Source organism: Emcibacter sp. SYSU 3D8, assembly GCF_039655875.1.
Lineage (GTDB): Bacteria > Pseudomonadota > Alphaproteobacteria > SMXS01 > SMXS01 > RI-34.
Genome location: NZ_JBBYXK010000002.1, coordinates 828023 through 839738, shown reverse-complemented (window position 1 = coordinate 839738; position 11716 = coordinate 828023). Strand labels below are relative to the sequence as shown.

Here is an 11716-nt window from a genome sequence, read left to right as displayed (position 1 = left end):
ATCAGGCGGCGCTGCCGCCCGCCCTATTCGGCGGCAGCGGCATTCTTGGCGGCTTTCGTCGGCGCCTTGGCGGGCGCGTTTTCCTTGGACTCCGTCTTCTTTGGTGGCCGCTTGTCGCCGCCCGGCTCGCGCACGGATTCCAGCAGCCGTTCCTCGATGGCCCTGAGGCGGCCCTCATGGGTGATCTTGTGGCCGAACAGGTCGCGCACATAGAACGTATCGACCGCGCGTTCGCCGAAGGTGGCGATGTGGGCGCTGGAGATGGTCAGCTTCAGGTCGAACAGGGCACGCGTCACATCATAGATGAAGCCGGGCCGGTCGCGGCCGTTGACCTCGATCACCGTATGGGTGTGGCTGGCGTTGTTGTCGATGAGCACGATGGGCGCGACGGTGAAGACCTTGCGCGTGCGGCTGGGCATGGCGGCGGGCTTGGCCAGTTCGCGCTTGGGGATCACCTCGCCGGCCATGGTCTGCCGGATCATCTTCTCCAGCCGCTTCAGCCGCGCGGCGTCGGTGAACGCCTTGTCGCCCCGGTCCTGGATGGTGAAGTGATCGAGCGCCATGCCGTCCTTGGTGGTGAAGATCTTGGCGTCGACAATGGACGCGTCGAGCAGGGCGATGGCACCGGCGATGCGCGCAAACAGGCCGGGATGATCCTGGGTGTAGACCGTCAGATTCGTTGCCGCCCGGAAAGTATCCGAGCTGGTGGTCATGGCGTATTTGCGGTCGGCCCCGTCGGTGTTGACGACGAGGCGCGCGTCGTCGATCTGCACTTCCAGGGGAGTGCCGGTCCAGTAGTGGTCGTAATGCCGTTTGGCATAGGTTTCGAAGGCCTCGTCCGACCAGTCGGTGAGCGCCTTGCGCAGCGCGTCGCGGGCGTAGCCGGCGCGCCGGCCAGATGCCTCGGCGAGCTGGCCGCCGGTCAGATAGTCCTCGGCGCTGAAATAGAGCTCGCGCAGCAGCTGGCCCTTCCAGCCGTTCCACACGCCCGGCCCCACCGCCTTGATGTCGACCACCGTCAGACACAGCAGCAGGCGCAGGCGTTCGGGACTCTGCACCACGTCGCAGAAGTCCTTGATCGTCTTGGGGTCGCTGATGTCGCGCTTGAACGCCACGTTCGACATGATCAGGTGCCAGCGCACCAGCCAGGCCGTCGCCTCGGTCTCGCCCTCGGTGAACCCCATGCGGGGACACAGCCGGCGTGCCACCTTGGCGCCCAGCACCGAATGGTCGCCGCCGCGGCCCTTGGCGATGTCGTGCAGCAGTACCGACATGTACATCACCCGGCGCGACAGCACCTTGTGGATGATTTTGTGCAGGGTCGGATGCTCGTCGGCCAGATTGCCGGCCTCGACCTTGGCAAGGATCTCGATGGCGCGGATGGTATGCTCGTCCACCGTGTAATGGTGGTACATGTCGTGCTGCATCTGCGCCACCACCCGGCCGAAGTCGGGAATGAAGCGGCCCAGCACGCCGGCCTCGTTGAGCCGCCTCAGCGTGGTCGCCGGATCGCGGGGCGAGGTCATCATCTCCATGAAAATGGCGTTCGCCTGCGGGTCCTCGCGAACCTTCTTGTCGATCCGCCGCAAGTTGCGCGTGATCAGGCGCAGCGCCTCGGGATGGATGTCCAGTTCACGCATCTGCGCCACGCGGAACAGCCGCATGATTGACGCGGGATCGCGCTCGATATCCTTGGGATCGGCAAAGCTGATGCGATCACCCTCGATCGCGAAGCCCTCGAGTTCGCGCCGCCGCAGCCCGATCTTGGGCAGACGCAGCAGCGGCTTCTTCTGATGCTGGTCCTCCAGATGGGCGCAGAAGATGCGCGTCAGGTCGCCGATGTTCTTGGCGGTCAGGAAGTAGTGCTTCATGAACCGCTCGACACCCGAGGCGCCCAAATGGTCGGTATAGTTCAGCCGTTCGGCCAGGGGCTTCTGGACGTCGAAAGTCAGGCGCTCCTCGGCGCGGCCGACGAGATCGTGCAGATGGAACCGCACCGTCCAGAGGAATTTCTCGGCCTTGTCGAAGCGTTGTTTCTCCTGGGCCGACAATACGCCCTTCTCGACCAGCACGCCCACGTCGTCGGTCCGGTAGAGATATTTCAGCAACCAGTAGAGGGTGTGCAGATCCCGGAGGCCGCCCTTGCCGTCCTTCAGGTTCGGCTCGACCAGATAACGGGTGTCGCCCATGCGCTTGTGGCGATCGTCGCGCTCGGCCAGCTTGGCTTCCACGTAATCCGGGCCGCTGGAGGCCACTACCTCCTTGTCGAACCGGCCGCGCAGCTCGTCGTACAGCGTCCGGTCGCCCCAGACATAGCGCATCTCGAGCAGCGCGGTGCGGATGGTCAGGTCCTTGCGCGCCAGGCGCAGGCACTCGTCGATGGCGCGGACCGAATAGCCGACCTTCAGACCCAGGTCCCACAGCACGTAGAGCATGAACTCGACCACCTGCTCGCCCCAGGCGGTCTGCTTGTAGGGCAGCAGGAACAGCAGATCCACGTCAGAGAACGGCGCCATCTCGCCCCGGCCATAACCGCCGACGGCAACCACGGAGAGGTGCTCGGAGCTGGTCGGGTTGTCGGCCTGATATTCGTAGGTGAGGGTGAAGTCGTAGAGCACGCGGATGATCTGATCGATCAGGAACGACCGCGCGAACGCCACCTTGCGGCCGCTTTCGCCGTCGAGCAGGCGGCGGCGGATTTCCGCGTCGCCGGCGGCGAGTTGGTCCTGCAGGAATTTGACCAGCACGGCGCGCTGATCGCCGCGCGCCGCGTCGCGGACCTGATCCTCCAGGCTCGCGATCAGAGCCTGGCGGTTAATGATGGCCTTTCGGTTGGCAACCTGATGCTGCATGGCCCCTAAACTAAGGCGTAGCGCGCCGATTTACCACTGCGCAACGGACTATTCGCCAAGCAGCCCGCGCAGGCGGTAGACCAGCTCCAGCGCCTCGCGCGCGCTGATCTCGTCGGGATTGACCGCGGCCAGTGCCTCGAGCACCGGCGATTTCTCGGCAGGGGCCGGCGCCGGGCGCTTCAGATGGGCCGAGAACAGCGGCAGGTCTTCGGCCAGGGTGGCGACCGCGCCCGACTGTTCGCCGGTCTCCAGCTTCTCCAGCACGGCCTGCGCCCGGCTGATGACCGACCGGGGCAGGCCGGCCAGCTTGGCCACCTGGATGCCGTAGGACCGGTCGGCGGCGCCGGGACCGACCTCGTGCAGGAACACCACCTCGCCCTGCCACTCCTTCACCTTCATGGTGTGCGGCGCGAGCGCGCCGAGCCGGGCGGCCAGAGCGGTCAGCTCGTGATAGTGGGTTGCGAACAGACCGCGGCTTCGGTTGACGTCGTGCAGATGCTCGACGGCGGCCCAGGCGATCGACAGGCCGTCATAGGTTGCGGTGCCGCGGCCGATCTCGTCGAGGATCACCAGCGAGCGTTCGGTGGCCTGGTTGAGGATCGCCGCCGTCTCGACCATCTCGACCATGAAGGTGGACCGCCCACGCGCCAGATCGTCGCTGGCGCCGACCCGGCTGAACAGCCGGTCGACGACGCCCAGCCGGGCCGACGCGGCGGGCACATAGGCGCCCATCTGCGCCAGCACGGCGATCAGCGCGTTCTGGCGCAGGAAGGTGCTCTTGCCGGCCATGTTGGGGCCGGTGACCAGCCAGAGCCGGCGGGCCTCGCCCAGATCGCAGTCATTGGCGACGAAGCTGGCCTGGGACTGGGCGGCAACGGCGGCCTCGACCACCGGATGGCGTCCGGCCCTGATCTCGAAAGCGAGGCTGCCGTCGACCTCGGGCCGGCACCAATTGCGGGCGGCCGCCAGATCGGCCAGCGCCGCCGACACGTCGAGCACGGCAAGTGCCCGGGCGGCGAGCGATACACCGGCCCAGTGCGCGGTCACCTCGGACGACAGATCCTCGAAGATCTGCAGCTCGCAGGCCAGCGCCTGGTCGGCCGCGCGGCCGATCTTCGAATCGAGCTCGGCCAGCTCGGCGGTGTTGAAGCGCACGGCGCCCGCCATGGTCTGGCGGTGGATATAGACCTCGTTGAATGGCGGCTTGAGCATGCGCTCGCCGTGGTTCTGCGGCACCTCGATGAAGTAGCCCAGCACGTTGTTGTGCTTGACCTTGAGGCTGGCGACACCGGTGTGGTCCCTGTATTGCCCCTGCAGCCCGGCAATGAGCTGGCGCGACTTGTCGCGCAAGGTGCGCAGCTCGTCGAGCCGGGCGTCATGGCCGGGAGCGACGAAGCCGCCGTCGCGGGCGATCAGCGGCGGATCCTCGATGAGCGCCCCGGCCAGCAGGGCCACCAGTTCGGCATGCTCGCCCAGGTCCTCGGCCGCGGATTTCACCACGATCGGCGGCGCCCCAAGCGGCTCGGTTTCGGCAGCCTGGGCGATCAGCTGCCTGATATCGGCAGCCTGGGCGAGCGCCTGGGCGATGGCCAGCAGGTCGCGCGGACCGCCGCGTCCTACCGACAACCGGGATAAAGCGCGCTCCATATCGGGACTGGCCCGCAGCGCCTCGCGCAACCGGCCCGCGACGGTGGGACGTTCGAGGAACCAGGCGACGGCGTCGAGCCGCCCGTTTATCGCCGCGGGATCGGTGAGAGGCGCCGACAGCCGCTCGGCCAGCAGGCGCGCGCCGGCGCCGGTGACCGTGCGGTCGATGCATGACAAAAGCGTGCCGCCGCGCTCGCCCTGCTGATTGCGCGTGAGCTCCAGGCTTCGCCGGGTCGCGGCGTCGATGGCCACGGTGGCATGCGCCTCGACCCGCTGCGGCGGCCGCATCCGGGGCAATACGCCTTTCTGGGTGTCGTCGAGATAGGCGACAAGGGCGCCGGCCGCCGCCATCTCGGCACGTGAAAACGCGCCGAAGCCGTCCAGGCTGGCCACCGCGAACTGGCGCTTGAGCACCTCCTCGCCGCGCAGCGAGTTGAACCGCGCCGCCGCCAGCGGTGTCAGCGCTTGGTGCCATTGATCGAACGTCTCGTGCAGCTCGGCCGCCGCCCCCAGCGTCTCCGGCACCAGCAGTTCACCGGGCTGGAGCCGCGCCAGATCGGCCTCCAGGTCGAGAATGGTGGTCGGACCGGTGCAGAAATCCCCGGTCGAGATGTCGAGCCAGGCCAGCGCCAGCGCGCCTTCGGCGCGGCCCAACGCAGCGAGGTAATTGTGGCTGCGCGCGTCGAGCAGCGTCTCCTCGGTGAGCGTGCCGGCGGTCACCAGGCGCACCACGTCGCGCTTCACCACCGACTTCGAGCCGCGCTTTTTTGCCTCGGCCGGATCCTCGATTTGCTCGCACACGGCGACCCTGAATCCCTTGCGGATCAGCTTCGCCAGATATCCGTCGGCGGCGTGCACCGGCACACCGCACATGGGGATGTCATCGCCCTGGTGCTTGCCCCGCTTGGTCAGCGTGATATCGAGCGCTTCGGCGGCTTTCACCGCGTCATCGAAGAACAGCTCGTAGAAATCGCCCATCCGGTAGAACAGCAGGTAATCGGGGTACTGACCCTTGATCTCCAGATACTGGACCATCATCGGCGTCGCGTCAGGCGGCACCGTATTCGGGGTTGCGTTCTCGGAAGAGCGTGCTAAAGACATAAAATAACGAAAATGACCGCCAACACCTAACGAACCATCACCGGGGCGCCCGAAAACGGAATAAAGTTTCACAAATGCGCAATTGAGGCATGTCGGTTTCCGTAATGGAAGGTGACAGAAGGTCGCGGTCATGCTAACGCCCGCCTCATCCGAAAACCAGCCCGCCCCCAACCTACGCAAGAAGTTTCATGGCCGAACCAAAAGTCACAGATCGCGAAGCGTTGCTGTTCCACACCATGGGACAGCCCGGAAAAATCGAAATTGTCGCCACCAAGCCGATGGCGACCCAGCGCGACCTGTCGCTGGCCTACTCGCCGGGCGTCGCCGCGCCGGTGCGGGCCATCGCCGAGGACCCGTCCTGCGCCTACGACTATACGTCGAAGGGCAACCTGGTCGCGGTGATCTCGAACGGCACCGCCATTCTGGGCATGGGCAATCTGGGCGCGCTGGCGTCGAAGCCGGTGATGGAAGGCAAGGCGGTGCTGTTCAAGCGCTTCGCCGACGTGGATTCCATCGACCTGGAAGTCGACACCGAGAACGTCGACGACTTCATCAATTGCGTGCGCCTGCTGGAGCCCAGCTTCGGCGGCATCAACCTGGAAGACATCAAGGCGCCCGAGTGCTTCATCATCGAGCAGCGGCTGCGCGAGTTGATGAACATCCCCGTATTCCATGACGACCAGCACGGCACGGCGATCATCGCGGCCGCCGGCCTGATCAACGCGCTGGACCTGACAGGCCGCGACATCAAGGACGTGAAGGTTGTCGTCAACGGCGCCGGCGCCGCGTCGATCGCCTGCGTCGAACTGATCAAGGCCATGGGCGTGCCGCACGCCAACGTCATCGTCTGCGACACCAAGGGCGTGCTGTACCAGGGCCGCACCGAAGGCATGAACCAGTGGAAGTCGGCCCATGCCGTGGTCACCGATCATCGCTCCCTGGCCGAGGCCATGGCCGGCGCGGACGTCGCCATGGGCCTGTCGGCGCAGGGCGCCTATACGCCCGACATGATCGCCAGCATGGCGCCGAACCCGATCATCTTCGCAATGGCCAATCCGGACCCGGAGATCACGCCTGAGGAGGTCCAGGACGTCCGGACCGACGCCATCGTCGCCACCGGCCGGTCGGACTATCCGAACCAGGTCAACAACGTGCTTGGCTTCCCCTACATCTTCCGCGGCGCCCTCGATGTGCGCGCGACCACCATCAACGAGGACATGAAGATCGCCGCCGCGCATGCGCTGGCCGAACTGGCGCGCGAGGACGTGCCGGACGAGGTCGCCGCAGCCTATGCGGGCGAGCGGCCGACCTACGGCCCGGGCTACATCATCCCGGCGCCGTTCGATCCGCGACTGATCAGCCGCGTGCCGTCGGCCGTGGCGCAGGCCGCCATGGATTCCGGCGTGGCGCGCCGGCCGATCATGGACATGGACGCCTACCGCGCCCGGCTCAACGGCCGACTCAATCCCACCGCCAATTTCCTGCAGAACATCTACACCAGCGTGAAGTCCAAGCCGAAGCGTGTGGTGTTCGCCGAGGGTGAAGAGGAAAAGGTGATCCGTGCCGCCTTCGCGTTCCGCAGCGCCGGTTACGGTACCCCGCTGCTGGTGGGCCGCGAGGATGTCATCCATGCCACCATGCACGCCATGGGCATCGACGACGATGGCGGCGTGGAGGTCCACAACGCCCGCGAGAGCCGCAACAACGACGCCTATGCGGATTACCTCTACAATCGCCTGCAACGCAACGGCTCGCTCTACCGCGACTGCCAGCGCATGGTGAACAACGACCGCAACGTGTTCGCGGCCTGCATGGTGGCGCTGGGTCACGCCGACGCCATGGTCACCGGCCTGACGCGCAACTACTTCACCACCTATGACGAGATCCGCCGGGTCATCGACCCGTTGCCGAACCATACGGTCTACGGCCTGTCGATGATCGTCACCCGCGACCGCACCGTGTTCATGTCGGATACCCAGGTGAACGAGTTGCCGACCGCCGAGCAGCTGGCCCAGATCGCCAAGGGCGCGGCGGCGACCGCCCGCCGCTTTGGCCACGAGCCGCGCGTGGCGCTGCTGTCCTATGCCAATTTCGGCCACCCGGAAGGCTTCCGCAGCGACCACATCCGCGAGGCGCGGCGCATCCTGGCCGAGCAGAAGCCCGATTTCGAGTTCGACGGCGAGATGTCGGCCGATGTGGCGCTCAACCCCGACCTGCAGAAGCTGTATCCGTTCATGGGCCTGTCCGGGCCGGCGAACGTGCTGGTTATGCCGGCGCTGCATTCGGCCAACCTGTCCTCGAAGCTGCTGCAGGAGCTGGGAGCGGGCACCGTGATCGGGCCATTGCTGAGCGGGCTGGAGCGGTCGGTGCAGATCGTGCCGATGAATGCCGGCGCCTCGGATCTGGTCAACATGGCGGCGCTTGCCGCCTTCGGGTCAGACCTCATCTAGGACGCGGACGATGGCGCAGATGTTCTTCACCCAGCATCTTCGCCGTCTCGTCGCCCACGAATATGTCGACGTGCAGGGCGCCACCCTGCGCGCGGCGCTGGGCGACCTGTTTCTCCAGCTTCCGGCGCTGCGCTCCTATATCCTCGACGACCAGGACCGATTGCGGCAGCATGTCTGCATATTCGTCGACGACGAGCGCATCGATTTTCGCGGGTCGCTGGATTGCGAGATCGCGCCGGAGTCCGAAATCTACGTGATGCAGGCATTGTCCGGAGGAAAGACATGGCCAATCGCATTGTTGCCGGAACCCGCAAGGGATTGTTCATCCTGAAGCCCGACGGGCGGGGCTGGACCGTAGAGCGCACCGCATTCCTGGGCAGCCCGGTACCATCCGTTCTGCACGACAGCCGCGACGGCACACTCTATGCCGCGCTGGACCTGGGCCATTTCGGCGGCAAGCTGCACCGGTCGGACGATTTCGGCCAGAGCTGGCAGGAGGTCGCCGCACCCGCCTATCCCAAGGCCGAAGACGGCGCCGAGGGCGACTCGCTCAAGCTGCTATGGACGCTGGAGGCGGCGGGACCGGACCAAAGCGGCATGCTGTGGGCCGGCACCATTCCCGGCGGCCTGTTCGTGTCCCACGACCGCGGCGAGACCTGGGCGCTCAACGAACCGTTGTGGAGCGAGCCGGAGCGCGCACGCTGGTTCGGCGGCGGCTATGACAAGCCGGGCATCCATTCGGTGCTGGTCGACCCCAGAAACGCCGACCGGATCATTGTCGGTGTCTCTTGCGGCGGCGTCTGGCTGACCGAGGACGGCGGCAAGAGCTGGGAAATCCGCACCAAGGGCATGCGCGCCCCCTACATGCCGCCCGACCTCGCCGAGGATGGCGCCATCCAGGACCCGCACCGCGTGGTGCAATGCGCCGGCCGCCCGGAGGGCTACTGGATCCAGCATCATGGCGGCATCTTCCGCTCGGCCGACGATCTGGCGAGCTGGCAGGAGGTGTCGGGCATGGGGCCGTCGACATTCGGCTTCGCGGTCGCTGTCCACCCGACCGACCCCGAAACGGCCTGGTTCGCCCCCGCCGTCAAGGACGAGTTCCGCTATCCGGTGGATGGGAAGTTCGTCGTCACCCGCACGCGGGACGGCGGCAGGACGGCGCAGGTGCTGGACAAGGGGTTGCCGCAGGCGACGTCCTACGACCTGGTCTACCGCCACGGCCTGGACGTGGACGAGTCCGGCGAAAGGCTGGCCATGGGATCGACATCGGGCGGTCTGTGGACCAGCGCCGACGCGGGCGACAGCTGGACCCTGCTGCCCGACCGCCTGCCACCGGTCTACGCGGTGCGCTTCACGACGGTTTAGGCCGTCAGGCCGGGCGGGCCCGGCGCGCCAGGTGGGCGAAGTATTTGTCGGGCACGCGGGCGATGGACTGCAGAATGAACACGTCGGTGGTGCCGAACTGCTTGTCGACCACCGCGCCGTCGCCGATGTAGCAACCGCAGCGGAGATAGCCCTTGATCAGCGGCGGCAGTTCCTTGACCACGTCGCGTTCACGGATCTGGTCGGCCGGCATCATGTTCATTTCCAGATGGCGCGACGGCACGGCGTAGACGCACAGCTCCTCGGGCGCCCGGAAATTGTGATAGAGGTAGGACAACGCCTCGGCATGCTCGGCGACGTCGATGCCGGGAAGGCTGGCGCATCCGAACAGATATGACACCTGATGGTCGTAGACGTATTCGGCGATGCCCTTCCAGAGGAACTGGATGGTGGCATTCGAGCGGTATTCGGCGCGGACACAGGACCGGCCCAGTTCGAGGAACTGGCCATGCTGGCGCTCCATATTCTCGCCGCGGCCCATGAACAACGGGCTGAGATCGTATTCGGAGGCAGAATAGAAGCCGTCATTGGCGATCGCGACCTCTTCGCGCAGCAGACGATAAGTGCCCACCACCGCCTCATCCGCCGGCAGCGCATGGTCGATCACCAGCAGGTGGTCGCACACCGGGTCGAATTCGTCGACGTCCAGCTTGTCTCGGGCCATCTGGCAGCTCGCGGCGGCACCGAGTTCCTCGTAGAAAACCCGGTATCGGAGGTGCTGCGCGGCAATGATTTCGGCTTCGTCGAGAGCCAGGCGCACTTCAAGTTGTGCCGGTCTGGTTGCTAGAAGAGCGATGACAACACCTATGTTGTTGTGGCTTCCCCAGAGTTTCGGGGCGACCATATCACAAGAACCCGAGGCCCGGCATGAACTTTCAAAGAAGCACCGACGGCGGTTTGGTAGCCGTTCCGAAGCGCCGTGTCACCCACCAAAGCAGAAGCAGGCCGGGGACGGCGGCGACCGCGGTCATACTGAAGAATACCGGCCAGCTGACCGCCTCTGCCAGGTAACCGGAAGGCGCGGACAGCAAGGTGCGGCCCACATTCATCAGCGATGTCAGCAGCGCGTACTGGGTGACGGTGTAGGCCACGTTGCACAGCCCGGACATATAGGCAATGAACGCGGTGATCCCAACGCCGCTGGCGAAGTTCTCCACGGCAATCACGCCGCCCAGCGCCCATGGATCGTTCCCTGCCCAGGCGAGCAGCACATAGCTGAAGTTGGAGATAAGCTGGGCTATGCCGCCGATCCAGAGGCTTTTGATGACGCCCAGCCGGTTGACCATGACGCCGCCCAGCACGGCGCCCACGATCGTGGATACGAGGCCCACGGGCTTGCTGATCAGCCCTACCTGTTCGAGCGTGAAACCGAGCTCGAGATAGAACGGGCCGGTCATCATGGAGGCCAGGGTGTCGCCCAGCTTGTAGAACAGGACAAGCGCCAGGACGATAATCGAAAACATGCCGAAACGGCGGAAGAACTCGAGGAACGGCGAGGCGACCGCGGTGTAGAACCACGCGGCAAGCCCTGCCAGCGCCGGCGGCAGGCCGGCCTGCCGTTTGAGGAAATCCTGGGCGTCCTTTTCCTCGCGCGCCACGTCGCCGACATTGACCGCCGGTTCGGGCGTGGCCAGGGTCGCGCCGACCCCGACGAGCATCAGCACCGCGACGGCGGCATAGGCGACCGACCAGCCCACCAGACCGGCGACGATCAGGATGCCGCTGGCGGTGATCAGCATGGCGATGCGGTAACCGGTCGTATAGGCCGCCACGCCCGCGCCCTGCCGGCGTTCGTCGAGCAGTTCGATGCGCAGGCCGTCGATGACGATGTCCTGGCTGGCCGAGAAAAACGCCACCAGCACCGCCGCCGCGGCAGTCAGCATCAGGTGGCCGGGACCGGGATTGGAGGCGGCCATCAGCAGGATCGCGCCAATCAGGGCAATCTGGATCGCGAGCAGCCAGCCGCGCCGGCGTCCCAGCATCCGTGTGAGAGCGGGAAAGGGCAGCCGGTCGATGATCGGCGCCCAGACGAACTTGAAGGCGAAGGGCAGCGTCACCAGGGTGAACAGGCCGATCTCGCCCTTGTGCGTGCCGGCGGCGGTCAACCAGTAGGTGAGCGTTCCGAACGGCAGCACGAACGGCAGGCCCGAGGAGAAGCCGAGAAAGAAAAACAGGAAGACGCGCCGCTCGAAGAATACCGCCGATCCGGGCATCCGGTCGATCCAGGGTCGCGGCAGGACATAGGCGGCGGGTTCGGTCATCTGCTCGCACTCTAGATCA

The 11716-nt window shown here is 66.0% G+C and carries 7 protein-coding genes; 3 read left to right on the top strand and 4 right to left on the bottom strand.

Annotated features, from left to right (window positions below; all coding sequences use genetic code 11):
* Positions 1 to 23: 23 nt before the first annotated feature.
* On the bottom strand, positions 24 to 2852 hold the full coding sequence (locus tag WJU21_RS09990; RefSeq protein ID WP_346323260.1) for a [protein-PII] uridylyltransferase: 2829 nt from the start codon (positions 2850 to 2852) through the stop codon (positions 24 to 26).
* A gap of 48 nt (positions 2853 to 2900) precedes the next feature.
* Positions 2901 to 5537, bottom strand: coding sequence for a DNA mismatch repair protein MutS (gene mutS, locus WJU21_RS09985; protein WP_346323491.1), 2637 nt, complete (start codon positions 5535 to 5537; stop codon positions 2901 to 2903).
* Between the two features lie 251 nt (positions 5538 to 5788).
* Here mutS and WJU21_RS09980 point away from each other — a divergent pair, with 251 nt between their 5' ends.
* From WJU21_RS09980 to WJU21_RS09970, 3 genes are read left to right on the top strand one after another with little or no spacing between them, the layout of a single operon-like run.
* Complete coding sequence (locus tag WJU21_RS09980; RefSeq protein ID WP_346323259.1) at positions 5789 to 8050, top strand: NADP-dependent malic enzyme; 2262 nt, start codon at positions 5789 to 5791, stop codon at positions 8048 to 8050.
* A gap of 10 nt (positions 8051 to 8060) precedes the next feature.
* On the top strand, positions 8061 to 8381 hold the full coding sequence (locus tag WJU21_RS09975) for a MoaD/ThiS family protein (RefSeq protein WP_346323258.1): 321 nt from the start codon (positions 8061 to 8063) through the stop codon (positions 8379 to 8381).
* Positions 8333 to 9418, top strand: a complete 1086-nt coding sequence (locus WJU21_RS09970) for an exo-alpha-sialidase (protein ID WP_346323257.1) — start codon at positions 8333 to 8335, stop codon at positions 9416 to 9418. Before WJU21_RS09975 ends, WJU21_RS09970 begins: the two co-directional genes overlap by 49 nt.
* A gap of 4 nt (positions 9419 to 9422) precedes the next feature.
* Here the strand turns inward: WJU21_RS09970 and WJU21_RS09965 are convergent, their stop codons facing one another.
* Together WJU21_RS09965 and WJU21_RS09960 are read right to left on the bottom strand one after the other, a co-directional pair.
* A complete protein-coding gene (locus WJU21_RS09965; protein ID WP_346323256.1) occupies positions 9423 to 10196 on the bottom strand; it encodes a GNAT family N-acyltransferase in 774 nt (257 codons plus the stop codon).
* A gap of 115 nt (positions 10197 to 10311) precedes the next feature.
* The gene (locus WJU21_RS09960; RefSeq protein ID WP_346323255.1) at positions 10312 to 11697 is read right to left on the bottom strand and encodes an MFS transporter; all 1386 of its coding nucleotides are present in this window, start codon (positions 11695 to 11697) and stop codon (positions 10312 to 10314) included.
* Positions 11698 to 11716: the final 19 nt, after the last annotated feature.

Excerpts from the sequence above, each read along its gene's own strand:
- WJU21_RS09990 (WP_346323260.1), bottom strand. The coding sequence starts at position 2,852 with ATGCAGCATCAGGTTGCCAACCGAAAGGCCATCATTAACCGCCAGGCT.
- mutS (WP_346323491.1), bottom strand. The coding sequence starts at position 5,537 with ATGATGGTCCAGTATCTGGAGATCAAGGGTCAGTACCCCGATTACCTG.
- WJU21_RS09980 (WP_346323259.1), top strand. The coding sequence starts at position 5,789 with ATGGCCGAACCAAAAGTCACAGATCGCGAAGCGTTGCTGTTCCACACC.
- WJU21_RS09975 (WP_346323258.1), top strand. The coding sequence starts at position 8,061 with ATGGCGCAGATGTTCTTCACCCAGCATCTTCGCCGTCTCGTCGCCCAC.
- WJU21_RS09970 (WP_346323257.1), top strand. The coding sequence starts at position 8,333 with ATGGCCAATCGCATTGTTGCCGGAACCCGCAAGGGATTGTTCATCCTG.
- WJU21_RS09960 (WP_346323255.1), bottom strand. The coding sequence starts at position 11,697 with ATGACCGAACCCGCCGCCTATGTCCTGCCGCGACCCTGGATCGACCGG.